The sequence below is a fragment of the Vibrio sp. D417a genome (assembly GCF_030248595.1).
Taxonomy (GTDB): Bacteria; Pseudomonadota; Gammaproteobacteria; order Enterobacterales; family Vibrionaceae; genus Vibrio; species Vibrio alginolyticus.
Genome location: NZ_JAHGAM010000003.1, coordinates 89,477 through 115,774, shown reverse-complemented (window position 1 = coordinate 115,774; position 26,298 = coordinate 89,477). Strand labels below are relative to the sequence as shown.

At 45.1% G+C, this 26,298-nt stretch carries 24 protein-coding genes; 12 read left to right on the top strand and 12 right to left on the bottom strand.

The window, feature by feature from the left end; all coding sequences use genetic code 11:
- Positions 1-117: 117 nt before the first annotated feature.
- From KI742_RS02905 to KI742_RS02885, 5 genes are all read right to left on the bottom strand, one after another.
- Positions 118-1,926 carry a long-chain fatty acid--CoA ligase gene (locus KI742_RS02905; RefSeq protein WP_033906039.1) on the bottom strand — a complete coding sequence of 603 codons (1,809 nt, stop codon included), beginning with the start codon at positions 1,924-1,926 and terminating at the stop codon, positions 118-120.
- 293 nt (positions 1,927-2,219) lie between these two features.
- The gene (gene calR, locus KI742_RS02900) at positions 2,220-3,179 is read right to left on the bottom strand and encodes a LysR family transcriptional regulator CalR (protein ID WP_005379693.1); all 960 of its coding nucleotides are present in this window, start codon (positions 3,177-3,179) and stop codon (positions 2,220-2,222) included.
- A gap of 553 nt (positions 3,180-3,732) precedes the next feature.
- Positions 3,733-4,779 (bottom strand): MJ1255/VC2487 family glycosyltransferase, encoded by a 1,047-nt coding sequence (locus KI742_RS02895; RefSeq protein WP_285385131.1) that lies wholly within the window; start codon positions 4,777-4,779, stop codon positions 3,733-3,735.
- A 3-nt stretch (positions 4,780-4,782) separates the two neighbouring features.
- Complete coding sequence (locus KI742_RS02890; RefSeq protein WP_033906038.1) at positions 4,783-5,331, bottom strand: phosphatase PAP2 family protein; 549 nt, start codon at positions 5,329-5,331, stop codon at positions 4,783-4,785.
- 152 nt (positions 5,332-5,483) lie between these two features.
- Complete coding sequence (locus KI742_RS02885; RefSeq protein WP_213960821.1) at positions 5,484-6,281, bottom strand: SH3 domain-containing protein; 798 nt, start codon at positions 6,279-6,281, stop codon at positions 5,484-5,486.
- 517 nt (positions 6,282-6,798) lie between these two features.
- Here KI742_RS02885 and leuA point away from each other — a divergent pair.
- The 5 genes from leuA (at position 6,799) to KI742_RS02860 (ending at position 12,763) form a co-directional block, all read left to right on the top strand.
- A complete protein-coding gene (gene leuA / locus KI742_RS02880; RefSeq protein ID WP_005379685.1) occupies positions 6,799-8,346 on the top strand; it encodes a 2-isopropylmalate synthase in 1,548 nt (515 codons plus the stop codon).
- A gap of 82 nt (positions 8,347-8,428) precedes the next feature.
- A complete protein-coding gene (gene leuB, locus KI742_RS02875) occupies positions 8,429-9,520 on the top strand; it encodes a 3-isopropylmalate dehydrogenase (protein WP_005383068.1) in 1,092 nt (363 codons plus the stop codon).
- A 110-nt stretch (positions 9,521-9,630) separates the two neighbouring features.
- Complete coding sequence (gene leuC / locus KI742_RS02870) at positions 9,631-11,031, top strand: 3-isopropylmalate dehydratase large subunit (RefSeq protein WP_005379681.1); 1,401 nt, start codon at positions 9,631-9,633, stop codon at positions 11,029-11,031.
- An 11-nt stretch (positions 11,032-11,042) separates the two neighbouring features.
- The gene (leuD, locus tag KI742_RS02865) at positions 11,043-11,645 is read left to right on the top strand and encodes a 3-isopropylmalate dehydratase small subunit (protein WP_285385130.1); all 603 of its coding nucleotides are present in this window, start codon (positions 11,043-11,045) and stop codon (positions 11,643-11,645) included.
- 335 nt (positions 11,646-11,980) lie between these two features.
- Positions 11,981-12,763: a DUF547 domain-containing protein gene (locus tag KI742_RS02860; RefSeq protein WP_256956319.1), complete on the top strand. Its 783-nt coding sequence runs from the start codon at positions 11,981-11,983 to the stop codon at positions 12,761-12,763.
- Between the two features lie 142 nt (positions 12,764-12,905).
- On the opposite strand, the gene djlA is transcribed toward KI742_RS02860, so the two are convergent.
- Complete coding sequence (gene djlA, locus KI742_RS02855; protein ID WP_285385128.1) at positions 12,906-13,760, bottom strand: co-chaperone DjlA; 855 nt, start codon at positions 13,758-13,760, stop codon at positions 12,906-12,908.
- A 266-nt stretch (positions 13,761-14,026) separates the two neighbouring features.
- On the opposite strand from djlA, the gene lptD reads away from it, so the two are divergent.
- The 6 genes from lptD to apaH all read left to right on the top strand — a co-directional run bounded on the left by lptD (position 14,027) and on the right by apaH (position 20,787).
- Positions 14,027-16,372, top strand: coding sequence for an LPS assembly protein LptD (lptD, locus tag KI742_RS02850; protein WP_285385125.1), 2,346 nt, complete (start codon positions 14,027-14,029; stop codon positions 16,370-16,372).
- 59 nt (positions 16,373-16,431) lie between these two features.
- Positions 16,432-17,715: a peptidylprolyl isomerase SurA gene (gene surA, locus KI742_RS02845; RefSeq protein WP_285385124.1), complete on the top strand. Its 1,284-nt coding sequence runs from the start codon at positions 16,432-16,434 to the stop codon at positions 17,713-17,715.
- The gene (pdxA, locus tag KI742_RS02840) at positions 17,705-18,703 is read left to right on the top strand and encodes a 4-hydroxythreonine-4-phosphate dehydrogenase PdxA (RefSeq protein WP_151514459.1); all 999 of its coding nucleotides are present in this window, start codon (positions 17,705-17,707) and stop codon (positions 18,701-18,703) included. The genes surA and pdxA overlap by 11 nt, the downstream gene beginning before the upstream one ends.
- Positions 18,700-19,509 carry a 16S rRNA (adenine(1518)-N(6)/adenine(1519)-N(6))-dimethyltransferase RsmA gene (rsmA, locus tag KI742_RS02835; RefSeq protein WP_005379669.1) on the top strand — a complete coding sequence of 270 codons (810 nt, stop codon included), beginning with the start codon at positions 18,700-18,702 and terminating at the stop codon, positions 19,507-19,509. Before pdxA ends, rsmA begins: the two co-directional genes overlap by 4 nt.
- A gap of 75 nt (positions 19,510-19,584) precedes the next feature.
- On the top strand, positions 19,585-19,965 hold the full coding sequence (gene apaG, locus KI742_RS02830) for a Co2+/Mg2+ efflux protein ApaG (protein ID WP_005379668.1): 381 nt from the start codon (positions 19,585-19,587) through the stop codon (positions 19,963-19,965).
- Between the two features lie 15 nt (positions 19,966-19,980).
- Positions 19,981-20,787 carry a bis(5'-nucleosyl)-tetraphosphatase (symmetrical) ApaH gene (gene apaH / locus KI742_RS02825; protein WP_285385122.1) on the top strand — a complete coding sequence of 269 codons (807 nt, stop codon included), beginning with the start codon at positions 19,981-19,983 and terminating at the stop codon, positions 20,785-20,787.
- Between the two features lie 269 nt (positions 20,788-21,056).
- Here the strand turns inward: apaH and folA are convergent, their stop codons facing one another.
- The 6 genes from folA to rplU all read right to left on the bottom strand — a co-directional run bounded on the left by folA (position 21,057) and on the right by rplU (position 24,989).
- Positions 21,057-21,536, bottom strand: a complete 480-nt coding sequence (gene folA / locus KI742_RS02820; protein WP_005379666.1) for a type 3 dihydrofolate reductase — start codon at positions 21,534-21,536, stop codon at positions 21,057-21,059.
- 9 nt (positions 21,537-21,545) lie between these two features.
- Positions 21,546-22,019: a threonine/serine exporter family protein gene (locus tag KI742_RS02815; protein WP_005379665.1), complete on the bottom strand. Its 474-nt coding sequence runs from the start codon at positions 22,017-22,019 to the stop codon at positions 21,546-21,548.
- Entirely contained in the window at positions 22,019-22,819 is an 801-nt protein-coding gene (locus KI742_RS02810) for a threonine/serine exporter family protein (protein ID WP_285385121.1), read from the bottom strand. Before KI742_RS02810 ends, KI742_RS02815 begins: the two co-directional genes overlap by 1 nt.
- Before the next feature lie 195 nt (positions 22,820-23,014).
- Positions 23,015-24,187, bottom strand: a complete 1,173-nt coding sequence (cgtA, locus tag KI742_RS02805) for an Obg family GTPase CgtA (RefSeq protein ID WP_042522432.1) — start codon at positions 24,185-24,187, stop codon at positions 23,015-23,017.
- A 212-nt stretch (positions 24,188-24,399) separates the two neighbouring features.
- Complete coding sequence (rpmA, locus tag KI742_RS02800; RefSeq protein ID WP_005383095.1) at positions 24,400-24,657, bottom strand: 50S ribosomal protein L27; 258 nt, start codon at positions 24,655-24,657, stop codon at positions 24,400-24,402.
- Positions 24,658-24,677: 20 nt separating this feature from the next.
- A complete protein-coding gene (gene rplU, locus KI742_RS02795) occupies positions 24,678-24,989 on the bottom strand; it encodes a 50S ribosomal protein L21 (RefSeq protein WP_005383096.1) in 312 nt (103 codons plus the stop codon).
- Positions 24,990-25,245: 256 nt separating this feature from the next.
- On the opposite strand from rplU, the gene ispB reads away from it, so the two are divergent.
- A complete protein-coding gene (gene ispB / locus KI742_RS02790; RefSeq protein WP_005383097.1) occupies positions 25,246-26,217 on the top strand; it encodes an octaprenyl diphosphate synthase in 972 nt (323 codons plus the stop codon).
- The last annotated feature ends 81 nt before the right edge of the window (positions 26,218-26,298 follow it).

Below are 26,298 nucleotides of genomic sequence, written 5' to 3'. Positions count from 1 at the left end.
AAATAGCGTTATTTGACGAGCAAAGCAGAAAAAATCAATGCAAACAAAAATCCCCAGCAATGCGCGATCACATCACTGGGGATTTTTTCATCAATATAAAACCTAAGTCAGCTTAAGTTACTTTTTATCCGACTTTTCCTTATACATTTCTTCAATTTCATCTTGGTATTTGTCATTGATGACTTTACGACGAAGTTTTTGAGTTGGCGTTAACTCACCATCATCCATAGAGAAAGCTCTTGGTAACAATTTAAACTTCTTCACTTGTTCAAACTTTGCCAACTCTTTTTGAAGATCGTTCACACGCTTCTCAAGCATTTCGACCACCTGGTGGTGCTTAATCAACTCAACGCGATCGTGATATTTGATATTCAGCTCTTTCGCGTACTCTTCTAGCGAGTCATAACAAGGCACGATAAGCGCAGAAACAAACTTACGAGTATCCGCAATGACTGCGATTTGCTCGATGAAGTGGTCTTTACCAATCGCACCTTCAATCATTTGTGGAGCGATGTATTTACCACCTGAAGTTTTCATCAACTCTTTGATACGATCGGTGATGAACAAGTTGCCATTTTCATCAATGTAACCAGCGTCGCCCGTTTTTAGGAAACCGTGCTCATCAAAGGTCTTTTCCGTCTCTTCTGGCATTTTGTAATAGCCACGCATCACCATTGGACCACGAACCAGAATCTCGTTGTTTTCGCCGATCTTAACCTGTGCGCCAGGCATCGACATACCAATAGAGTCGGGGTTAAAACATTTATCATCCCAACAGGATACTGTCGCCGTGGTTTCAGTCATGCCGTAGCCCAACTTAACGTTGATACCAATCGCATGGAAGAATCGACCGATGGTTTCATCCAGCTTTGCACCACCACAAGGCATAAAGTTGATTTGCCCGCCAAGTAGCGCACGCAGTTTGCTCAGAACCAACTTATCCGCCAAAGCGTATGACTTACGCAGCAAGAGCGATGGCTGACGTTTTTCTTGATGACAAGCGGCCATTTTTGCGCCCATGTTGACTGCCCAAGTAAACATGATCTTACGATGAATCGGCGCGCGAGACACTTTCTCGTGAATCGCAGAGAAGATCTTCTCATAGAAACGCGGTACGGCACACATCACGGTAGGTCGCACCTGGCTCAGTGCATCACGTACTTGCATGGTGTCTTGCAAATAGCAGTTGGTCGCCCCTTTGTACAATACATAAAAGGTCCAAGCGCGCTCAAATACGTGTGACAACGGAAGGAAACATAATGACACGTCACTTTGAGAAAGGCTCAAGCGCTGATCGTGCCCTTCCAATTGCGCCGCAATGTTTGCGTAGTCCAACATAACGCCTTTTGGCTGGCCTGTTGTACCCGAGGTGTAGATGAGCGTGAGTAGATCATCTTCTTTTGCCTGATCTAAACGCGCATCCAATTCAACTTGATATGTAGTGTCGCCTTTGGCAACAAATGCTTGCCAAGAGATAACGAAATCATGATCGCCAAGTTCTATATCATCAGACATCGCAACAATGAGCTCTAACTGTTCGCACTGGTCAAAAATGCTCACTGCTGCATCAAATTGAGGCTGTTCACCAACAAACAGAACTTTGACGTCTGCATTGTTGATGATGTACGCCGACTGAGCGGCAGTATTGGTTGGGTAAATAGGTACTGTCACGCTGCGTAATTGCAGTGCTGCGATATCAGCAATCGTCCATTGCGGCATGTTGTTCGAGAAAATGCCGATCTTATCTTGGACTCCTAATCCCTGAGCCAAAAGTGCAAGTGATAAAGCATCAACTTGCTGACCAAATTGCGTCCACGTAATACCTTGCCACTCCTCACCCACTTTATGCTTGAGTGCAACGCGTGTACCACCGTTCGCAATTTGTTCACGAATACGTTTAACGATATGAAAATCTAACTTGGCCATTCTTTTACTTACCTTTTGGCTTACAGGCGTAAGCTAATTGAGCGAACAAGTGTACTCACGGCTTGCTAAAACGCAACTGACCAGTATCAAACTTATCACTAATAAGAGACAACTATCACTTATACGTCGCGAACGTACCTCAAATTGCTGAATGATTACTCTATTTAACTTACTGTTTCGATTGTTGATTACGAAAACAAAAAGCCCCGAGAGACAAAAATCGCTCGGGGACCAATGAATTGTAAAAATTGATGATTACCAATATGGTCTAATCGAGAAGACCAAACGTCATCTTATTTTGCGGCAACGACTTCACCACAAGTGATCATCAGTTGATCGCGCAGCCAAATGTGGCCTTTATCTTTTTCGCTTGATTCATGCCAGCTTAAGAAGCCGCTGATTTCTTTGTTCGCAAATGGGAAATCAAGAATTTGCAGTTGATCGCTGTTTACCGCATTTTCCGCCATCCAACGTGGTGCAATAGTCACAAGCTCAGATTGACCCACCACGTATAGTAGGTTGCTTAAACTAGAACCTTCATACGCCGCTTGGCAATCCAGTTCACGGTACGCTTGCTCTGAGAAACTACGTTGGCCATGCACTTTCGATAACTTCGCATGCTTTTCGTTAAGCAGTTGCTCAGCCGTCACACCACCTTGAATGCGTGGGTGGGTTTTTGATGCGATAACCACTAATTCATCTTTGAAGATTTCAGTGCTTGAGAAACCTTGCTCATCAAAACGAGCGTAGTCGATCACGAAATCAATTTCTTGGTAGCGCATACGCTCAGACAACAAACGGTCAAATTCTGCATCTAGGTGAAGCTGAACGTTTGGTGCTTGTTGATTCACTTTTGCCATGATCTTCGGAGCAAAACGCATGTCACAAGGGCTGCAAATCGCAAGCTTGAATAAGCGAGTCGAAGATTCTGGTTGGAATACAGAGCTAGGAAGTTCATTGCGAATCAGCTGTAGTGCTTGGCGAATAGGGCCAAACAGTTGACGTGCTCGTTGCGTAGGCTGAATACCACGGCCTTGGCGCATGAATAGCTCGTCGTTAAACATCACTTTTAAGCGTGCCACGGCGTTACTTACCGCCGGCTGAGACATGCCTAGGTTATGTGCTGCACGAGTAATATTTTGCTCTTGCATTACAGCATCAAATACAGTCAGTAGGTTTAAATCTACACCACGCAAAGTGCTTTCCATACGGTAGCTAGCAATTGCGCTCATCGCGTCTTTCTTCTCTAACATTGAGTGCGCCTCTTTTGTAATCGTCAACTTTGTTCATTAAATTCATAACGAATAGAATCCCATCTCGCACAAAAGACGGCGGCTGGATTCGAATCATTTTACGAACAGATAACCTAACTTTTTATTATATTTATCGTCCGGATACTTCCGGCTCGAACTGTACTATCAACTAATCGATTGCGGTTTCGCAACTAGATTGATATTTAATCAGTAAATTTTAGCCAATTAGGTATTTATTTATTAAATAACAAAGACTTGATAAAAACATAAAAAACTATAAAACACGTAAAAATGCATTCTTTGAGGACGTATTTAGCAAATTGATAGGACAGGCGGTCAACACAAGCATGCATTTAGCTCAGTTATTAGTTGGAATAAGAACAACAGATGACAGCTATATCTCTGATTGAATTTTGCACTTATCAGTCAAATTATCAGCAAATACACACTGAATAGAAATGAGAGAGGAAGAATAAAAATGCAGCCTTCTAAACAGAAAGGCTGCAACAAAATCGTGTCAAAAATGGAAGGAACAGTGTACTGAACAACGTACTTAAATGTTCGACACGTAACTTGGAAAATCAACCTGCTCCCACAGCTTTCTGGATAACTCTGCTTTTGAATCCCATGCACCTTGCAGTACCCAATGAACAATAGCCTGAGCAACATCTGGGTATTTCACACTTTCGGCTTGTTGCTCCTTTAGCCACTGGCGTACTGCGGAAATGTCTAAGCTCTCCATCGACATCGCAAGCCCTAAATATTCTAAGGTAGCAACATTGCTCTGCTGCTCGAATTGACCCGCGAGTGGCTTTAGTAACAATTTTTTCCCCAAAGACAAGGCTTCTGAAGGAAGCTCAAACCCACCATTAGCAATGACACCACTACAGCGATGCAAATGATGCTGGAAGTTGCTGTGGCATAAAGGGCGCAGTTCTATGTTTTCTACCTGCTCACATTCGATCACATCCGGGTGATAACAGATAAACGCTTGTTGATTAAAGTGGAACAATAAGTCCGAGATATCTTCAATCGATTCGAACGGTAGATACACCAACACGAAGTCGTCGTTTTCTGCTTGGCTATCGACGGTATGCACTATCGGTGGTAACAAAGGTTGATCAAAATGATGCCAATGCAAACCAAGGTGGTGTTGAGAAGGCGCAAAGTATTCAATGACGGATTTATCTAACCAACTTGCTCCCTTTAGTGGCACCGGATAACGGAAAGCATTTTGGTGGCTGATACCAATAGAAGGCTTATTTTGTTGTCTCGCTGCCCACGCAGTCACAGGTTCGAAATCATTAATGATAAGATCGTAGGACGACAGATCGAGTTGCTTAACTTCTTTGAAAAACTGCACCAAATTGTTATTCAATGCTGTTTTCGCGTAGTTTACAGAGCCTTTTTCGGTAATAAAGGTGAAGCCTCGGCGAGTCTGGTAATCGCCAAATGCTTCCATTGAAAAGTATTTTTCCGGCGCTCGCCCAGAAAACAAAAAGTCGACCTCAACATCGTGCTCTTTAAACGCATGACTCATCGCCCTTGCGCGTGCAATATGTCCGTTTCCTGTCCCTTGAACACCGTACAAGATTTTCATCAATTAGCCTCCCAACATCGCAATCGCTAATCCACCACAAAGACTGCCAAGCAGTGCACCAATGATGACATCGGTAAAAAAGTGCACACCCAATAAGATTCGCGCGGTTCCGATTAAACTTGCCCAAAAGAATGCAGCAACGCCTAGGCTCGGATAGAAATGGTCAATCAGCGTCGCCATGACAAACGCAGCGGCAGTGTGTCCTGAAGGAAGACTGTAGCGATCAGAGGGGGTAATAAAAGCAGGAAGGAGTGCATTAAGCTCTTCAGGGCGACGACGCTTAAAACTATTTTTCAGCGTCCAATAAATTGGTAGCTCGATAGCAAAAGCAAGTAAACCCGCCAGTAAAAACCAGACTCCTTGCTCCTTATCTAAATACCAAGCTAATAACCCCAACACCAAGTAAAGATGCCCGTCACCACTGTGGGAAACTCCTTTACTGATATTGGCGACTTGTTGATTAAAACGGTGCTTAAGACAAACACTAGAGAGCGCTAAATCAAACTTAGCAATGGTTGCAATTGGCTGTGTAATTGTCTCTATGGTTCGCATGTGACCTTTCCTTACTTTGACAACGCCTTTCTGTGAAAAGTAGGAGGTTTAGGTGACAACAGCATGACGGGAGTTTGGACAATTAATGACAAAGGCCAAATTAAGGTGCGCCCAACAATTTATCTATTGGGCATAACCATAAAAATAGAACATTAAGAAGGGTTTGATAGTTGCGGTTGAGGGGTGTCTATATACCAGACTTTTCTCTTCTTGCGGCAGGCGCGCAAAGAGCCCGTCGTCATGTCGCCATCTTTTGTAAGCTCATAGCTCAGTGAGCGGCAAGTATAGTTTCCCGACAGTTCATGCTCTATACTCGTTTGCTCCGTTTTACTCGAGTTAGGCTCTAGTAAAGGGTTAGGCTGTGTAGATAAAATGTCACGATTTATCACATTGCTGCGCGCATAATCCTTATGGACATAACCTTTTATCACTCCTTTCTGTTCAACGAGAAACCAAGGTTGATCAACTACTTTTGCTAGCACATTAAAGACTTCCCCTTTCGATAATACGCCAAGCTTTTCCCCTTCAAGACTCGGTTTGGAGCGTAGGTTTAATGTGGTCTTAGAGCGGTAAGAAACATCCATAAACTCTACTGGGCTTGAAGTATCGACACCTTCAGTGGTTGGTCGGAAAACTTCCGCTTGCTGTTTCTCACTAGGTTGAACGCGGATCTTCCACCAAGAATACGTTTCCGGATCTTTACCTTTAAACTTATTTCGGCTGTCAGACTCAAGGGCAACAAGCATCTGATTCAAGAACGATTCGCGTCCCTCATAACTCAAAAATCGATCCATTTGATCATTGATAACCATGACGCTCTGTGAGTGATCATTCATAACAACGGGGGAAGCCACTTCCACATAGGTCTGCGATTGAAACAGCTGACAACCCGACAAGCTGACCAGAGTAAATACTATGGCTGAACGTCCAAATTGTTTTGTTAACCTCATTCTTTCCCTAACCCTTATTTCTTTTACCTAGTGCAACTGCACTACTATAAATGGTCATTCAAAACTTTTGCCAAACAATTCGGACCTTTGTGTGACAAGTCGCAATCCCGATGCTTGTTTTGGTAATGAAACGTCGCAAACTTGATGAGAACTTACTTCTTCTAGCACGTTTCTATCGCATCATGTCGTTTCACTTAGTGCATCATTTTTTTCAAGCAAACGAAAAGACTCATCCGATATGAATAAAAAATCGACTTTAGGGTTGACGCGCTTCATGGAGTGCGGTACTAATTTGTTAACTTAATTATGTGGAAAGCTTAACAACTATGTCAGCTCATTTTTCTATCCTGCTTAGCCTCCTCCTGATCGTGACCAGTTCGCGCGGGTAGGCTGTGGAAGAAAAATAACCACACCAATTTCTAAGAACCCGCATGAGAATGCGGGTTTTTTTATATCTAAATACTGGAAGTAAACGATTCACTTGCGCGAAAGTGCAGAAATCAGGAAGGAAGCAAACATGAACGATCAGGTCATTATATTCGACACCACATTGCGTGATGGCGAGCAAGCGTTGTCAGCAAGCTTGACGGTTAAAGAAAAACTGCAGATTGCCTATGCGCTGGAAAGACTCGGCGTTGATGTTATCGAAGCTGGCTTCCCAATCTCTTCACCAGGTGATTTCGAGTCTGTACAAACCATCGCAAAAAACATAAAAAACAGTCGAGTTTGTGCCCTTTCGCGTGCCGTTGCGAAAGACATTGATGCTGCCGCTGAAGCATTAAAAGTGGCTGACCAATTCCGTATTCACACGTTTTTAGCCACTTCCACCATTCACGTAGAAGACAAACTACGCCGCAGCTACGACGATGTACTAGAAATGGCAGTCAACGCCGTTAAACATGCACGTAACTACACTGATGATGTCGAGTTTTCTTGTGAAGATGCAGGTCGTACTCCTATAGACAACCTATGTCGCATGGTAGAAGCCGCCATCAATGCAGGTGCGAGTACAATCAACATTCCAGATACCGTTGGCTACACCGTACCAAGTGAGTTTGGTGGAATTATTGAAACCCTATTTAACCGCGTTCCGAACATTGATAAAGCGATCATCTCCGTTCACTGTCACGACGATTTGGGGATGTCAGTTGCCAACTCTATTGCCGCCGTTCAAGCTGGCGCACGTCAGATAGAAGGCACGATCAATGGCATTGGAGAGCGAGCGGGTAACTGTTCACTTGAAGAGATCGCAATGATCATCAAGACTCGTCAAGAGTTTTTGGGCGTTCACACTGGCATTAAGCATGATGAAATTCACCGCACCAGTAAGTTGGTTAGCCAGCTATGCAATATGCCTATTCAAAGCAACAAAGCAATTGTGGGTGCAAATGCGTTTAGCCACTCTTCAGGCATCCACCAAGATGGCATGTTGAAGAATAAGAATACCTACGAAATCATGACCCCTGAGTCTATTGGCCTAAAAAACCAAGCTCTGAACCTAACCAGCCGCAGCGGTCGCGCTGCCGTGAAGAGCCATATGGATACCATGGGTTACAACGAAGACGAGTACAACCTAGACGCGCTGTATGCGGATTTCTTGAAACTTGCTGATCGCAAAGGCCAAGTGTTCGATTACGACCTAGAAGCCCTAATGCACTTCTCGAACTTGCGTGAAGAAGATGACTTCTACAAATTGAGCTACCTAAGCGTGCAGTCTGGCAGCGTAATGGCTACCACCAGCATCAAAATGCAATGCGGTGATGAAGAAATGTGTGAAGCAGCGGTCGGTAATGGCCCAGTTGATGCGCTATACCAATGTATCTACCGCGTGACAGGCTACGACATCGTTCTGGATAAATTCGACCTAACCGCGAAAGGTGAAGGTGAAGATGGTTTGGGTCAAGCAGACATCATTGCCAACTACAAAGGTCGCAAATACCACGGTACGGGTGTTTCCACCGACATCGTTGAGGCTTCCGGCCAAGCATTATTGCACGTTATTAACAGCATTCATCGTGCAGATAAAATCGAAGAAATGAAGCAGAAAAAGATTGCGACAGTGTAATAACAACCGGGCTACACGGCTCAGGAAAGAACACGCTCGTTGAAATAATTAAGCTCAAAATTAGAAAACTTAAAGGATTAACATGACAGACAAATCGTACAAAATTGCCGTCCTACCCGGTGACGGCATTGGCCCGGAAGTAATGGCGCAGGCACATAAAGTATTGGATGCAATCGAAAAGAAACATGGTATTGCGTTTGAGCGTGACGAGCATGATGTCGGTGGTATCGCGATCGACAATCACGGTTGCCCACTTCCAGAGAGCACAATAAAAGCATGTGAAGAGTCTGATGCAGTCCTATTCGGCTCGGTTGGCGGCCCTAAGTGGGAGCACTTACCACCAAACGACCAACCTGAACGCGGTGCCCTACTGCCGCTACGTAAACACTTCCAACTGTTCTGTAACTTACGTCCAGCGCAAATTCACTCAGGTCTTGAAGCTTTCTCACCGCTACGTGCAGACATCTCGGGTCGCGGCTTTGACATCGTGGTAGTCCGTGAACTGACGGGTGGTATCTACTTCGGCCAACCGAAAGGTCGTGAAGGTGAAGGCGCAACAGAAAAAGCATTTGATACTGAGGTGTACCACCGCTTTGAGATCGAACGTATTGCAAAAATCGCTTTTGAGTCTGCTCGTCTACGTCGCAAGAAAGTGTGCTCTATCGACAAAGCGAACGTTCTACAAAGCTCTATCTTATGGCGTGAAGTAGTCGAAGAAATCGCAAAAGACTACCCAGATGTCGAGTTGTCACACATGTACATTGATAACGCGACTATGCAGCTTATCAAAGACCCTGCTCAGTTCGACGTAATGCTATGTTCAAACATCTTCGGCGACATCATTTCTGATGAATGTGCGATGATCACAGGCTCTATGGGTATGTTGCCATCAGCAAGTCTAAACGAAAGCAAATTCGGTCTGTACGAGCCAGCAGGTGGCAGTGCACCAGATATCGCAGGTAAGAACATCGCTAACCCTGTGGCACAAATCCTGTCTGCGGCACTGATGCTACGTTATAGCCTAGGTGAGGAAACGGCGGCACAAGACATCGAAACGGCAGTTTCAAAAGCGCTATCAGCGGGGGAACTAACGGGTGACCTTGCTGGTGACAACCCAGCACTTTCGACGTCTGAGATGGGCGATAAGATCGCTGAGTACATCTTAAACTCTTAATACAGAACAGATTCATAATAAATACTAAATCCTCTATCCATCAATGACTTACCTTTAAGTCATTGGTGCTAAAACAAAGCAACAAGGATAACGAGGAAAGGAAGCAAACAATGGGCAAAACATTATACGAAAAAGTCTACGACGCACACGTTGCCGTCGCAGCAGAAGGGGAAAACCCAATCTTGTACATCGACCGTCACTTGGTACATGAAGTGACGTCTCCGCAAGCATTTGACGGCTTGCGTGAAAAAGGTCGCAAAGTGCGTCAGGTCAGCAAAACTTTTGCCACCATGGACCACAACGTCTCCACAACAACCAAAGACATCAACGCATCCGGTGAGATGGCACGTATCCAGATGGAAACGCTATCGAAAAACTGTGAAGAATTTGGCGTTACGCTTTACGACATCAACCATAAATACCAAGGTATTGTGCACGTTATGGGCCCAGAGCTTGGTATTACCCTACCGGGAATGACCATTGTTTGTGGTGACTCGCACACGGCTACACACGGTGCGTTCGGTTCTCTCGCTTTTGGTATTGGTACATCTGAAGTTGAGCACGTATTAGCAACTCAAACGCTAAAACAAGCGCGCGCTAAAACGATGAAGATCGAAGTAAAAGGCAAAGTGGCTCCGGGTATCACGGCTAAAGATATCGTGCTAGCCATCATCGGTGAAACCACAGCTGCTGGCGGTACAGGTTACGTAGTTGAATTCTGCGGTGAAGCGATCACAGACCTTTCAATGGAAGGCCGCATGACCGTATGTAACATGGCGATTGAGCTAGGAGCGAAAGCCGGTTTGATTGCACCAGATGAAACCACGTTCGAATACATCAAAGGCCGTAAATTCTCACCTCAAGGTGCGGATTTTGATGCAGCAGTAGAGTACTGGAAGACATTAAAAACGGACGATGATGCTCAGTTTGATGCAGTCGTGACACTAAACGCAGCGGATATCAAACCACAAGTCACTTGGGGAACTAACCCAGGCCAAGTTATCGCGGTAGATCAACCTATCCCAGCACCAGAAAGCTTTGCCGACCCAGTAGAAAAAGCATCGGCAGAAAAAGCATTGGCTTACATGGGCCTAGAGGCAGGCAAGTCATTGTCTGATTACAACGTCGATAAAGTCTTCGTTGGTTCTTGTACTAACTCACGTATCGAAGACATGCGCGCAGCCGCTGAAGTAGCGAAAGGTCGCAAAGTCGCGCCTCACGTTCAAGCGCTAATCGTTCCTGGCTCTGAGCAAGTAAAAGCGCAAGCAGAAGCGGAAGGCTTGGACGTTATCTTTAAAGAAGCGGGCTTTGAGTGGCGCCTACCAGGTTGCTCGATGTGTCTAGCAATGAACAATGACCGTTTGGGTCCACATGAACGTTGTGCGTCTACTTCAAACCGTAACTTTGAAGGCCGCCAAGGTCGTGATGGCCGTACCCACCTAGTGAGCCCTGCGATGGCAGCGGCAGCAGCAATTGCTGGTCACTTTGTAGATATTCGTGAACTAGACTAAGGAGCAAACCAATGTCAGGCTTTAAACAACACACAGGCTTAGTTGTTCCTCTAGATGCAGCGAACGTTGATACTGATGCCATCATTCCAAAGCAGTTCCTACAAAAGGTCTCTCGCCTAGGCTTCGGTAAGCACCTATTCCATGACTGGCGCTTCCTAGACGATGCTGGCGAACAGCCAAATCCAGAGTTCGTGATGAACGCACCTCGCTACCAAGGCGCATCTATCTTGCTGGCTCGTGAGAACTTCGGCTGTGGCTCATCTCGTGAGCACGCACCGTGGGCACTAGCGGATTACGGCATCAAAGCGATGATCGCTCCAAGCTTTGCCGATATTTTTTACGGCAACTCGATCAACAACCAAATGGTACCAGTTCGCTTGACTGAGCAAGAAGTGGATGAAATCTTCCAGTTTGTTGAGGCGAATGAAGGTGCAGAAGTCGAGGTCGACCTAGAAACGAATGTGGTTCGCGCCAACGGCAAAGAGTACAGCTTTGAAATCGATTCGTTCCGTCGTCATTGCTTGCTAAACGGTTTGGACAACATTGGCCTAACCCTTCAGCATGAAGATAAGATTGCCGAGTACGAGGCAAATATCCCGAGCTTCTTGCGTTAAGACGCGTTAGTAAATACACAAATCAAGGGCTGGCAATTGTCGGCCCTTTTAATTATTTAGACAACTGATTTTATATCGCTTTGCTTACGGAATGCCGAACGCCTCTGTTGAAATTCGTCATCCTGAACAGCGACGAAGGAGCGTGATTCAGGATCGACTACCACAGCGCACTTTGCAGATTCATACTTTCTGTACTCAAGAGTTTGTGGGTATTAGATTCCTGATATCGCTTATGCTCCTCAGAATGACGGCGAATAAAGGCCACTGATTACTGAAAGAAAACAAGCACTAAACTGGTCTACACTATCAACAATATCTCATTCAAAGGTATCTCTATGAAGCGTCTGTTATTGCTGTTGTGTGCTCTGGTTTCTTTCTCGACATTTTCCGCGCCTAAATCCGACTTATGGCCATATTGGAAACAATCGAATCAAGCCAACCAAACCCAAATTTCTCATCAAGAATGGCAACAACTGCTCGATACTTATTTAGTTGAACAAGGCGAGAATACCTTGTTTCGTTATAGCCAAGTCTCCTCTGTCGATAAAACTAAGCTGAAACAATACATCCAGCGTTTGGCAAAACTAAACCCTCTACAATACAACCAAGCAGAGCAATATGCCTATTGGGTAAACCTTTACAACGCCATCACGGTAGATCTTATTTTGGATAACTATCCAGTCGAATCAATCACCAAGCTAGGTGGTTTATTTAGCTTTGGTCCTTGGGGAGACGATGTGGTCGTGGTCAATGGGAAGGATCTAACTTTAAACGATATTGAACATCGAATTTTGCGTCCAATTTGGAATGACCCAAGAACGCATTACGCGGTTAACTGTGCCAGCCTAGGATGCCCTAATCTGCAATCTCAAGCATTCACTGCTGACAACACGCAAGCTCTACTGGATAGTGCCGCCAAAACATTTATCAACAGCAGCAAAGGCGTATCTATCCAAGGTAACACGGCACAGCTGTCTTCTATTTATGATTGGTTTGCAACGGACTTTGGTGGAGAAAAACAAATCTTCAAACACATCGCAAAGTACGCACCGCAATACAAAAATTTCTCTGGCAAAGTGAAATACGAATACGATTGGGACTTGAATCAAGCCAACTAAACTGGGGGGATGTGAGGTCAATTAGCATTAGGGACATAATAGGCCAAAAGCTAAAGACACCGGCAACTCAAAGACTAAGACATGAAAAAAAGGGCACTGAGTGCCCTTTTTTACATCCAAATGTTTGATAGAAAACGTCCGACTACTTAAAGCCTTTAACCTTCTTAATAAGATCGTAAGCGTTTTGAATCTCTTGAGATTTCTCTTTCGCGACGTTCATCATCTCTGGTGGTAAACCTTTAGCCATCAATTTGTCCGGGTGATGCTCGTTCATCAATTTACGATAAGCACGCTTGACGGTTTTACTGTCGGCATCTGAAGACACATCCAGAATTTTGTACGCGTCAGCCAGTTGATCTGCTTGTGAAGCTTGTTGCCAGCTACCACCAGAAGATTGGCCTTGATGCTGACCATGAAAACCGCCCTGGCTTTGGAAACGAAATGCGGCTTCTTGCATTTGCAAACGACGCTCTAATTGCTCAGAAGAGAAACCCAAACCACGTGCAATCTTGTGTAGTACATTTCGTTCACTCGGGTGGATCGAGCCATCTGCAAAGGCCGCCGAGATTTGCAGCTCTAAGAAAAATTGCAACAAGTCAAAGCGACCAGCTGTCGAAATTTTCACACGAACAAGAACATCTTCTAACGGAAAGTCGCTGTCTTTACCTTCACGAAACGCGTCTTGCGCTGCGCGACGCTGTTCGCCATGCAAATTCATGCGGTCCATCATGGCTGAAGCCAGTTGGATTTCCTCTTTGGTGACTTGGCCTTTCGCTTTTGCCACATGTCCCATTACCGCAAACGCCGCTTTAAAAAACTCTTCTTGGCGCTGAGCTTGACTTGGCCCTTTTCCAAAGCCGCCAGTAGAGAACCCGGCTTGATTCAAGCGACGTGCTTTATCGAATTGATGGCCAATAAATAAGCCAAAGAGTAAACCTAGCGGCCCGCCAAGTAACAAGCCAAAAAAGGCACCCAGAATTTTGCCAAAAATATGCATTATGTGTTCTCTATCAATGAATTTTTATCGACGACGGCGGTCTTATAGTGCCGGATGCAACGATTTCCTTTATGATAATGGAATTAGTTTTATTTCGGCTAGGCCATTTCGCCTGCTTATCTTTGCAGCTATTTTGTCGTCATTATGCCACAGTGAATCAATACGCTGGGATAAATGCGACTATAGTTGATTCATTTGGCTATTACGCTAGGGTACAACAAGCCCTATAGCCATCGAGTAGTAGTGACACAGGAAAGTTCAATTCAATGCAACATTTCTCCCGCACATTTTTAGCGGCCTCTATCAGCACCGCCTTGTTTGTACCCACCACTCAAGCTGAAGCGAATATCCATGATAGTGTGCAGGAAATGCCCGCCACAGATCAATGTTTGGTCGATACAAGTGGCGAGGAGGACGCTCTTAATACCCCAGTAGTGGTAGAAGCTGACACCCTGCAAGCCATCAATGGTGACAAAGCTCAGTACTCAGGTAATGTACAAGTCACCCAAGGCCAGAAGAAAATTACCGCAGATAGCGTAACGCTGCACCAACAAGACAACGTCGTGGTTGCCGAAGGCAACGTGACTTTCAATGACGGCCAAGTCAAAGCTCGATCTGATCGTGTTACTAACGACATTAATCAAGATACGTTTTCACTTGAGAACACCGATTATCAGTTCCTTTGCCAACAAGGCCGAGGCACTGCAGCCTATATCGCTCGCACAGGTCAGTCGGTTTATGAACTCGAAGACGGCTCTATCACATCGTGCCCTCAAGGCGATAATTCATGGCGATTGGTTGCGTCAGGCATCGATGTTGACCAAGATGAAGAGACAGCGACGCTGCACCATCCTCGATTTGAAGTGTTAGATGTGCCTGTTTTCTATGTGCCGTATCTAACCATGCCAATTGGAGATACGCGTAAAACGGGTTTCCTCTTCCCTTCTTTATCGTACGGTTCTAGTGATGGTATGGAAGTCGAGGTGCCATTCTATTGGAACATCGCGCCTCAATATGACATGACACTCACCACGCTCTATATGCAGCAACGTGGTACAAAACTCGATACTGACTTCCGCTACCTAACAGATGGTTGGGGAAATGGAGAAATCAAAGGCGAATACCTCAATAGTGATCGCAAATATCAGGACGAGTCTCGTTGGGGCTACCAAGTTAAACACGACGGTATCATCAATAAACAGTGGATAGTCAAAGTCGATTACTCAAAAGTGAGTGATATTGATTACTTCCTCGATCTCGACTCCGACATTGGTAACCGTGAAGATGGTCAACTGGTTCAAGAAGGACAAGTACAATATCGTTCTGACTTCTGGGATGCCTCGTTAACCGTTCGTGACTTCCAAATCTTATTGAAAGAAGAGAACCGCCCTTATCGCCTGCTTCCTCAGTTAGACTTGAACTACTACACGCCGTTGTGGGGAAATTACCTTAACTTTGACGTGAAGAGCCAAGTCAGCCGCTTCGATACGAGCGATGCTGCGCGACCAAATGCGACCCGTGTTCACATTGAACCAGGGCTTACATTACCACTCTCAAACTCATGGGCAACGTGGACAACAGAAGCGCGTGTGCTCTCTACGTATTACTCTCAAGACTTAACGGGTTTGACAGATGTAAACTTGCAAAACCAGTTGGATGATGAAGTTTCTCGTGTTATTCCTGAGTTCCGTACGCATGCGCAACTTTACTTAGAGCGAGATACAAGCTGGATCAAGGGCTACACACAAACACTGGAGCCTCAGCTGCAGTACTTGTACGTACCTGAAGAAGATCAAACCAACATCTACAACTACGATACCACCTTGCTACAAACCGACTACTACGGGCTATTCCGCAGTCGTAAGTACAGTGGCATTGATAAAATCGCCTCGGCGAACCAGTTAAGCTACGGTGCGAGTACTCGCTTCTTTGATGATGACTATAAGGAGCGTCTTAACGTTTCATTTGGTCAGATTTACTACTTCGATAAAAAGACCAAACTGAGCAACAGCCCAAATCTTCCGGATGAGACAACCAATTACTCATCATGGGCAATTGAAGCTGATTTCAACTACAACGATTACTTGTTCTATCACGGTGGAATTCAATACGATATTGATTTGAGCTCCATGCAGTTGGCAAACAGTACCTTGGAATACCAATTCAACGGCGGCTTTATTCAGGGTAACTATCGCTACGTTACGCGTGAATACATCGAAGATACGATCATTCTCGAAAACCTAGACACAATTACTCGTAAAGGTATTTCTCAAGCAGGTATTGTAGCGGCCTACGAGTTCAACCCGAACTGGTCTGCGAGTGGTCAATACTACTACGACCTCAATGAAAATGCGGACCTAGAATGGTTAGCGAGCCTACGTTACCAATCTGACTGTTGGTACATTGGCGTCACTTACTCAAACCAATTGCTTGGTTGGGAAGACCAAGCTATCGGCAGCACCGGGGCATCACCTGAATACGAAAATAACTTCAGCGTTAACTTCGGTATTCAAGGCTTTGCGACCAACCAGCGTGAAGACACTGCTGTCAAAGAACTGGATGGTTCTGACAACGCGATTAAGTACGGCCGCCCATTCTATCTGAACAATTAATCAAAATAGGCGTCTTAAATGAATAAGACGCCTATTCAAAAATACTGACGGAATTTTAAATGAAAATTTGGAAATCAATCTTATTCACGACCCTACTCTCTTGCGGAGCGGTTGCAGCACCAGTAGAGATCGATAAGGTTGCGGTCATCGTGAACGACGGTGTAGTTCTACAAAGCGACATCGAAACAGCGATGAAAACGCTGCAAGCCAACGCACGTCAAAGTGGAAAGAGCTTACCTTCTACCAGAGTATTAAAAGAACAAGTTGTTGAAAAACTTATTATTGACACGTTGCAAGGCCAAGAAGCAGACCGTATTGGTGTGCGTATTGACGACAACCGTTTAAACCAAGCGATTGCAGAGATCGCACGTAATAATGAGCAAACAGTAGAACAACTCGCCGCTTCTGTAGAAAGTGAAGGTTTAAGTTACCCAGAATTCCGCGAACAAATTCGTAAGGAAATCGCCGCATCAGAAGCTCGCAATGCACTGGTTCGTCGCCGTATTAATATCCTTCCAGCAGAGGTCGATAGCCTTGCTGAGCAACTATCACAAGAAACCAATGCGACTGTTCAATACAAAATTGGACACATTCAACTGCGCTTCTCTGACGATAAAGAAAAGTCAGCTGTAGAAGCAGAAGCTAAAGCGCTCGCGAAAAAGCTAAACGAAGGTGCAGACTTTACGGAGATGGCCTACACCTACTCAAAAGGTCCTAAAGCTTTACAAGGTGGTGACTGGGGCTGGATGCGTAAAGAAGAGATGCCAACCATCTTTGCTGATCAGATCAAGATGCAAAACAAAGGCAGCATTATTGGTCCATTCCGTAGTGGCGTTGGTTTCCACATCCTAAAAATAGAGGATGTAAAAGGCCTAGAAACGGTTGCGGTAACGGAAGTAAATGCGCGTCATATTTTGATTAAACCAACCGTGATTCTGAGCGACGAAGGGGCGAAGAAGCAACTGAATGAATTTGTACGCCGCATCAAAGCCGGTGAAGCAACGTTCGCTCAATTGGCAACACAATACAGTCAAGATCCTGGCTCGGCAGCACAAGACGGTGAACTAGGTTATCAAACACCAGATCTTTACGTGCCAGAATTCAAGCACCAAGTAGAAACTCTGCCAGTTGGCTCAATCAGCGAACCGTTCAAAACCGTTCACGGCTGGCATATCGTTGAAGTGTTGGATCGTCGCCAAGTGGACCGTACTGACTCAGCGATGAAGAACAAAGCTTACCGTATTCTATTTAACCGTAAATTTAATGAAGAAGCGGGCGCATGGATGCAAGAGCTACGCGCAAGTGCGTTTGTTGAAATCGTGGATGACAACAATGACAACTAATACAATTCGTAGAATTGTCGTAACCGCAGGGGAACCTGCGGGTATCGGCCCAGACTTAGTGCTTGCCCTATCGAAAGAAGATTGGGCGCACCAAATTGTCGTCTGTGCCGATAAGAATATGCTGACGGAGCGAGCCAAGCAGCTTGGCATCGAAGTCCAACTGTCTGATTACAATCCAGAAGAAGCACCTAAAGCACAAAAAGCGGGCACGCTTATCGTTGATCATATCCAAATATCGGAACCTGCGGTCGCAGGCGAGCTCAATGAAGCGAATGGCCACTATGTATTAAAAACGCTAGAAAGAGCGGCTTTAGGCTGTATGAATGATGAATTTGATGCTATTGTCACCGGCCCTGTTCATAAGGGGGTGATTAATCGCGCAGGTGTTGCATTCAGTGGCCATACTGAATTTTTCGCCGAGAAGTCACAAACGCCGCTAGTCGTAATGATGCTAGCAACGGAAGGACTACGCGTGGCGCTGGTTACAACACATATTCCTTTAGCTTATGTGTCCAAAGCTGTCACCGAAGAGCGATTAGAAAAAATCATCGATATTCTTCATACAGACCTTGTAGAAAAGTTTGCTATCGCACAACCAAACATCTACGTTTGCGGGCTTAACCCTCATGCTGGCGAAGATGGCTGCTTAGGTCGTGAAGAGATCGAGACCATAACTCCGACACTGGAAAAAATTCGACAAGAAAAAGGTATCAACCTGATCGGCCCTCTGCCGGCTGATACCATTTTCAATGAAAAATATTTAAATGATGCTGATGCTGTTTTAGGCATGTACCATGATCAAGTGTTGCCAGTATTAAAATACAAAGGCTTTGGTCGTTCAGTAAACATTACTCTTGGTCTACCTTTTATTAGAACATCGGTGGACCACGGTACTGCATTAGATCTGGCAGGGACAGGTCAAGCGGATACAGGGAGTTTCCGAACAGCGCTCACGCATGCGATAGATTTGGTAGAGAAGAAACAATGAGAAATGATGTCCATTTAGGACACAAAGCGCGTAAACGTTTTGGTCAAAACTTCCTGAACGATCCATACATTATTGATGGAATCGTATCAGCGATTAACCCAAAACCAGGTCAAAACCTGGTTGAAATCGGTCCTGGTCTTGGTGCAATCACTGAGCCAGTAGGTCGTGAAGTAGATAAGTTCACAGTTATCGAATTAGACCGCGATCTGGCGGAACGCCTACGTACTCACCCTGAACTGGCAGATAAGTTGACCATCCATGAGGGTGACGCTATGCGTTTTGACTTCACTCAACTAGTGAAGCCAAACAACAAGCTGCGCATTTTTGGTAACTTACCGTACAACATCTCTACACCATTGATGTTCCACCTTTTCGAGTTCCATAAAGACATTCAAGACATGCACTTTATGCTGCAAAAAGAAGTGGTAAACCGCTTAGCCGCCGGCCCTGGCAGCAAAGCTTACGGCCGTTTAACGGTAATGGCTCAGTACTACTGTAAAGTGGTACCGGTACTGGAAGTACCGCCAACGGCATTCGTTCCACCACCGAAAGTGGATTCTGCCGTTGTTCGTTTAGTGCCTTACGAAGAGCTGCCATGCCCGGCGAAAGATCTGCGTTTGCTCGATCGCGTTTGTCGTGAAGGCTTTAACCAACGTCGTAAAACAGTTCGTAACTGCTACAAATCGTTGTTAAGCACAGAAGTACTAGAAGAGCTAGGTGTTAATCCAAGCATGCGTCCAGAGAACCTGACGCTAGAACAATTCGTCGCAATGGCGAACTGGCTTGCGGATAACCCGCAGCACTAAGAACTCAAACAATGAGCCAAACCCTTGTAGGTTTGGCTTATTATTATTGGGATATTACGTTTCTGAGGAGTGCACATGGACGTCATTCAACCTTGCATCAAAATTCAAGTTCACACCAAATACATCGAAGAACAGTCCAACCCAGAGCTACAACGCTACGTTTTCGCTTATATCATCACCATCAAAAACCTTAGCCAACAAACCGTACAGTTAGTGAGCCGCCGCTGGCTAATCACAGACTCGAATGGCAAGCAAATGACGGTTGAAGGTGACGGAGTTGTAGGCCAGCAGCCCTTTATTCCAAGCAATGATGAATACACGTACAGTAGCGGAACCGCGTTAGAAACCCCTGTCGGCGTTATGCAAGGACACTACAAAATGCTGGATGAGAAAGGGCAAGAGTTCATCACCGAAATTGAACCATTTCGCTTGGCTGTTCCAAATGTTTTAAATTAGTAAATTGGAGATTCAGTGGCTACCTATATTGTTGGTGACATCCAAGGCTGTTTTGATGAATTGCAGCGACTACTAGAAAAAGTATCTTTCTCTGTGAAAAAAGACCAACTTTGGCTTGCTGGTGATTTGGTCGCCAGAGGGCCTAAATCATTAGAAACGTTACGCTTTGTGAAGTCACTTGGCGCAAGCGCAATCGTCGTGCTTGGTAATCACGACCTTCACCTTCTTGCAGTGGCTCACGGGATAAAAAAGGTCAAAGACAAAGATAGAACCGCACCTATTTTCACGGTCCCTGACAAAGAGGAACTACTGACATGGCTAGCTCAGCAACCTCTAATGGCCGAGCATGACGAGTTCGTGATGTGTCACGCTGGCATATCACCGCAGTGGAATCTAAAAACAGCGAGAAAGTGTGCCCGTGAAGTTGAGCGCATCATCCAAAGTGAAGAGCTGCCTTGGCTATTAAAAAACATGTACAGCAATCAACCTGATTCCTGGGATGACTATCTACAGGGTTTGGACCGATACCGTTATATTATCAATGCTTTTACGCGGATGCGCTTTTGTTTCCCTGATGGTCGTTTGGATATGGATTGTAAATTGCCACCGCAACAAGTTTCCGGTAACGAACTTATTCCATGGTTTGAGGTGCCTAAACGTATCCACTTAAACAAAGCGGTGCTCTTTGGGCACTGGGCTGCACTGCAAGGTTATATGAACAGCGAAGTCATCGGGCTAGATACTGGCTGTGTTTGGGGCGGAAGCCTAACCATGATCCGTTGGGAAGATAAGAAAATTTTTACTCAGGATGCGTTAAGTTAAACACTGAATAACAGTCGATAATCCATAGTAGGAGGAATACCTGTCACTTAACACCTCCTGTAGGGTCATTCCAACGAGCCTTAACGAGACTAGAAATCTAATATCCTCGCGCTGCGAATAGATAGAAATACCTTTGACAACAAAGTACTCGTATAGAGGCTCCTGAATCTCGCTCTTTCGTCGCTTTTCAGGATGACGGTAGGTTGGGATGGCCGCTCGCTGTTATACGAACGGCATTACCGTATTAACTACGCGGTGTTAATCTCGAATTACTTTTCTAACACAGTAAAGCGCATGTTGTAGGCGTTCTTCTCATCGGCTTGATACATTTCTGAGTAAGTTTCCTTAAACTCGTCTCCCCAATCTGGGAACTGAGTATCACCATCAATGGCCGCTTCAATGTGTGTTACATACAGTTTATTGGCCATAGGCAGACAAGTGGTGTAAATCGCACCACCACCAATGATCATCACTTCTTCCACATCACCTGCGACTTCCAGAGCCTGCTCAATCGATGTTACGGTAGTGACACCTTCGATCTTTAGTGTCTCATCACGGCTAATAACAATATTCAAGCGACCAGGTAAAGGGCGACCAATAGACTCATAGGTTTTGCGTCCCATCACAACCGGTTTTCCCATGGTACAACGCTTAAACCAAGCGAAATCGGCGGGAAGGTGCCAAGGCATTTGATTGTCTTTGCCAATGATGCGATTGTCGGCCATCGCGGCAATCATACTAATGATCATGTTAGGTCCTTATACAATAGGTCTGCGGCGATAGAATAACAGCCCTGGAACCGCAAGACCAACTGCTAAACCTGCAATAATAAACATGGCCTTAAGAAAGTTTTCCATACAGGTTGCGACAAGCTCGGGTGAGTAGCCAACATGATTGATTTCTACCATAGCGATCATTGCTTTGTACGCAAACACACCCGGCACCATCGGGATCAAAGCAGCCACAGTAAACACTTTTGGATGCGCGAGAAAACGGTGAGACCAGTACACACCAATCATCCCAACTAACGTCGCAGCAAAAAAGGTTGCCCACTCAATAGGAATGCCAAACTGCATCATCAAGTAGCGGCTACCATGACCAATCGCGCCACCAACAGCGCAATACACTAAGGCTCTTTGTGGCACGTTAAAAACCAATGCAAATCCTACGGCGGGAATCGCCGCAAAAAACATGTCATTCAAAAGGCCAAACATCAAATCAAATAAACTCATTAGATAGCCCACCCCCAAATTCCAGTTACACTCATCGCAGCAACGATCCCCAAACATGTCGCCAACGTTAGTAAACTAGCCATCACAAATCGAGCAATCCCCATATTAATGTGGCCTTTCAACATATCTGCGACAGAGTTAATGAGTGGGAAACCAGGTACAAGCATTAATACTGACGATGCCATTGCTACGGTAGGTAGATTACCGATTTGGTAAATTTCCGCCTGTGCTGAAATTAAGGTAGTCACAAAAGCGGTCGCAGCAAAGTTCAATAGAGGGTTGAAATGACGATGACCAATTTCTTGGCGAACGATCATGCCACCAGCTGAAGCTAAAAAGGTCATGATGAAGACTCCCCAATCACCACCAGCTAGATGACTGAATGCCGCACAAGACAAGCCAATCATAAACACCACCAACCAGCGGTTATAACGCTCTGGACTGATAGCGTTCAGCTTTTTCTGCGCCATGGTTGCATCGAGCAGACCACGCTCCATCATGATACAGATTCGTTGAATTTGCGTAATAACGCGCATATTGATGCCACGATCAGCGCAGCTTCGGGTGGTGGTGATGCAATGCCCATCCATTACCGTCGTCACAACCAATGCATTAGCTGATAGTGATACCGCAACTTCATTCACCCCACAAGCTAGGCCAATACGACGCATAATATCGCTCACAAGAGTACTTTCAGCACCATGAGCAAGTAGCATTTGTCCGGCTTGGGCGACAAGACGAGAAATCGATCGTTGAGTAGATACCGCCAACTCTCTAGGCGGTATGGTTTCTAGAGTCATAAATAAGTCTAATTCCTTTTAGGGTGTTACTCATTCATACGCGCGAGGGCCAAACTAACCCTCAAAAAACACGACGTATCGGTTATTGTGCCGTAAATCACATCACCTAAATATGATTTAGATACAAAAAAAGCCGCAATAAATAATTGCGGCTTAATGAATTATAGGCAAACAGGCATTGTTTGACCGTTCTGATTAGTCACGAACGTAGACAACGTGACCGTCATCTTCTTCATCGTCCCAGTCATCCCAATCGTCGTCATCTTCAGTGATAACGTCTTTACCCGCCATCGCATCTTTATGGTAATCATCCCACATGAAGTTAACTTTATCTTCTTCAGCCACTTCTTCCTCTTCGCGAGGTAGGTTATCCATAAAGTCAGCCAGTTTGTAACAAAGCTCTTTAGTACCGTTACGATTGATCGCCGAGATCTTAAAGTACTCGTCTTCCCAACCTAGTGCGTCTAAGATTTCTTGGATCTTCTCATTCGCTTCTTCTTCAGGCATTAGATCAACTTTGTTGAACACTAACCAGCGCGGCTTACTTGCCAGTTTTTCGCTGTATTGTTCTAATTCATCAATGATCGTCAATGCATTTTGCACCGGATCGGACTGATCAATTGGCATAATATCGATCATGTGCAGCAACACTCGACAACGCTCTAAGTGCTTCAAGAATCGAATACCAAGGCCAGCGCCATCTGCTGCACCCTCGATCAAACCAGGGATGTCTGCAACAACAAAACTTTTCTCTGGTACGACACTTACGACACCCAAGCTTGGGATCAACGTCGTGAATGGGTAATCAGCGACTTTCGGTTTTGCTGCTGATACTGCGCGGATAAAGGTTGATTTACCAGCATTAGGTAGACCAAGCATACCCACATCAGCAAGAAGCAATAGCTCAAGGCGAATTTCGCGTACTTCACCCTTTGTACCCAATGTTCTCTGACGAGGCGCGCGGTTTACTGAAGATTTGAAACGCGTGTTACCTAGACCGTGCCAACCGCCTTTTGCGATCATCACTTTCTTACCGTGTTCAGCAACTTCCGCCACGATTTCATTTGTGTGGATATCCACAGCGCGCGTACCCACAGGTACACGAAGAACGATGTCTTTACCACGCTTACCTGTACAGTTACCACCGCGACCGTTTTCACCACGCTCAGCTTCGTAGAAGCGCTGGAAACGGTAATCAATCAGGGTATTTAGGTTTTCATCGGCTTGGATATAAACATCACCACCGTCACCGCCATCACCGCCATCAGGGCCACCTTTAGTGATGAATTTTTCACGCCAGAAACTGACAACGCCACTACCGCCATCACCAGCCTGAACTTTTACTACCGCTTCATCTACGAACTTCATCTTTTACTCCGACTACTTCGTGCGTGGATTAAATCTTACTATGTCATCCGACAATTTTAGCAGATGACAGATCTAAGCTCCCAGATTCAAATCGCTTAGGATCTTAGCGAGAAACTTCGATATGTCGACTGCCACAAATAAAAAACCCCGCCGATTCGGCAGGGCTTTTGAATTCAGCTTAAAGCTATTAAGTAATTTGGTTAAAAACCTAATTACTCAGCTTCGATGCTTACAAACTTACGGTTCTTAGGACCTTTCACTTCGAACTTCACTTTACCTTCAGTAAGAGCGAATAGAGTGTGGTCTTTACCGATACCTACGTTGTTACCAGCGTGGAACTTAGTACCACGTTGACGAACGATGATGTTACCTGCAAGTACAGATTCACCACCGAAACGCTTAACACCTAGACGTTTGCTTTCTGAATCGCGGCCGTTACGAGTAGAACCACCAGCTTTTTTGTGTGCCATTGTTAAACTCTCCTAATAGATTAAGCGTTGATACCAGTGATCTTCACTTCAGTGAACCACTGACGGTGACCCTGTTGCTTACGAGAGTGCTTACGACGACGGAACTTAACGATTTTAACTTTATCGCCACGACCGTGTTGTACAACTTCAGCAACAATTTTGCCGCCCTCTACAAGAGGAGCACCAACTTTGATGTCTTCGCCGTTAGCAACAAGAAGAACTTTATCAAATTCTACAGTTGCACCAGTTTCAACGTCTAATTTCTCTAAACGAAGAGTTTGACCTTCGCTTACACGGTGTTGTTTACCACCAGATTGGAAAACAGCGTACATATTTTACTCCGCTTTTTCCGCACAGCCTTTCTTGAGGGTGTGCGCTAAACTAATCATCAATAGGGCGCAGATTCTACAGAATAGATGCTCCTATGACAAGCCATATTTTGAAAAAATTGGCGAAAAGCTAATCGCCAAAGAAAAGTGCGGCAATCATGCCCTTTAGTAATGTATTAATCAACGTTTTTTAGTGTATTATTCGACAATTATATAAATCGAATAAGCCTTGCAGGGTCTAACTTCAGCCGGATATACGATGGATTTTAAAACTATCCAAGCGCTTACTGCCGATGACATGGCAAAAGTGAATGAAACAATTCAAGCCCAACTTAATTCTGATGTCTCTTTAATCAACCAGCTCGGTTTTTATATCGTGAGTGGTGGAGGCAAACGTCTAAGACCGCTTTTAGCGATACTGTCAGCCCGTGCACTTGGTTACCAAGGCAATGGTCATACAATGGCAGCTGCGTTTATTGAGTTCATCCATACAGCGACTTTGCTGCATGATGACGTGGTAGATGAATCAGACATGCGCCGTGGTAAAGCCACTGCGAATGCAGCATTTGGCAATGCGGCTAGCGTATTAGTTGGGGACTTTATCTATACACGCTCATTTCAGATGATGACGGAACTAGGATCCATGAAGATCCTTAAACTAATGAGCAATGCCGTAAACGTGATCGCCGAAGGTGAAGTACAGCAGTTGATGAACTGTAACGACCCTGACACGACAGAAGAAAGCTACATGCAAGTCATCTACTCTAAGACTGCGCGCTTATTTGAATCCGCAACTCAAATCGGTGCAATCTTAAATGATGCTCCTGAGCATGTGGAAATCGCAATGCAAAATTACGGTAAGTATCTAGGCACTGCGTTTCAGCTCATTGATGACGTCATGGATTACACTTCTGATGGCGAAGACATGGGTAAAAATGTGGGTGATGACTTGGCCGAAGGCAAGCCAACTTTACCTCTGCTCCATGCTATGCGTAATACCACACCAGAAAACGCCATCATGATTCGTGAAGCGATTGAGAAAGCGAATGGCATGGATCGCTTAGAAGAAATTCTTGCGGTCATGAAAGAAGCAGGCTCTCTGGAATACACAACGCAAAAAGCTCTAGAAGAAGCAGACAAAGCAATCGCAGAACTATCAGTGTTGCCAGAGTCTGAATACAAACAAGCGCTTGTTACTCTGGCTCATGTCGCAGTACAACGCACGAAGTAATCAATAGCTACCCATAACGCAAGACTTATAGCAAAAAGGAAGAGCATGCTCTTCCTTTTTTACGTTTGATACCTAATGACG

Bases quoted from the DNA above. Each gene is read 5' to 3' on its own strand.
- rpmA (WP_005383095.1), bottom strand. From the start codon at position 24,657: ATGGCACACAAAAAAGCTGGTGGTTCTACTCGTAACGGCCGCGATTCA.
- leuB (WP_005383068.1), top strand. From the start codon at position 8,429: ATGACAGACAAATCGTACAAAATTGCCGTCCTACCCGGTGACGGCATT.
- calR (WP_005379693.1), bottom strand. From the start codon at position 3,179: ATGTTAGAGAAGAAAGACGCGATGAGCGCAATTGCTAGCTACCGTATG.
- leuA (WP_005379685.1), top strand. From the start codon at position 6,799: ATGAACGATCAGGTCATTATATTCGACACCACATTGCGTGATGGCGAG.
- KI742_RS02885 (WP_213960821.1), bottom strand. From the start codon at position 6,281: ATGAGGTTAACAAAACAATTTGGACGTTCAGCCATAGTATTTACTCTG.
- ispB (WP_005383097.1), top strand. From the start codon at position 25,246: ATGGATTTTAAAACTATCCAAGCGCTTACTGCCGATGACATGGCAAAA.
- KI742_RS02905 (WP_033906039.1), bottom strand. From the start codon at position 1,926: ATGGCCAAGTTAGATTTTCATATCGTTAAACGTATTCGTGAACAAATT.
- leuC (WP_005379681.1), top strand. From the start codon at position 9,631: ATGGGCAAAACATTATACGAAAAAGTCTACGACGCACACGTTGCCGTC.
- rsmA (WP_005379669.1), top strand. From the start codon at position 18,700: ATGAGAAATGATGTCCATTTAGGACACAAAGCGCGTAAACGTTTTGGT.
- KI742_RS02810 (WP_285385121.1), bottom strand. From the start codon at position 22,819: ATGACTCTAGAAACCATACCGCCTAGAGAGTTGGCGGTATCTACTCAA.
- lptD (WP_285385125.1), top strand. From the start codon at position 14,027: ATGCAACATTTCTCCCGCACATTTTTAGCGGCCTCTATCAGCACCGCC.
- KI742_RS02815 (WP_005379665.1), bottom strand. From the start codon at position 22,019: ATGAGTTTATTTGATTTGATGTTTGGCCTTTTGAATGACATGTTTTTT.
- apaG (WP_005379668.1), top strand. From the start codon at position 19,585: ATGGACGTCATTCAACCTTGCATCAAAATTCAAGTTCACACCAAATAC.
- KI742_RS02895 (WP_285385131.1), bottom strand. From the start codon at position 4,779: ATGAAAATCTTGTACGGTGTTCAAGGGACAGGAAACGGACATATTGCA.
- folA (WP_005379666.1), bottom strand. From the start codon at position 21,536: ATGATCATTAGTATGATTGCCGCGATGGCCGACAATCGCATCATTGGC.
- surA (WP_285385124.1), top strand. From the start codon at position 16,432: ATGAAAATTTGGAAATCAATCTTATTCACGACCCTACTCTCTTGCGGA.
- rplU (WP_005383096.1), bottom strand. From the start codon at position 24,989: ATGTACGCTGTTTTCCAATCTGGTGGTAAACAACACCGTGTAAGCGAA.
- KI742_RS02860 (WP_256956319.1), top strand. From the start codon at position 11,981: ATGAAGCGTCTGTTATTGCTGTTGTGTGCTCTGGTTTCTTTCTCGACA.
- leuD (WP_285385130.1), top strand. From the start codon at position 11,043: ATGTCAGGCTTTAAACAACACACAGGCTTAGTTGTTCCTCTAGATGCA.
- KI742_RS02890 (WP_033906038.1), bottom strand. From the start codon at position 5,331: ATGCGAACCATAGAGACAATTACACAGCCAATTGCAACCATTGCTAAG.
- pdxA (WP_151514459.1), top strand. From the start codon at position 17,705: ATGACAACTAATACAATTCGTAGAATTGTCGTAACCGCAGGGGAACCT.
- cgtA (WP_042522432.1), bottom strand. From the start codon at position 24,187: ATGAAGTTCGTAGATGAAGCGGTAGTAAAAGTTCAGGCTGGTGATGGC.
- djlA (WP_285385128.1), bottom strand. From the start codon at position 13,760: ATGCATATTTTTGGCAAAATTCTGGGTGCCTTTTTTGGCTTGTTACTT.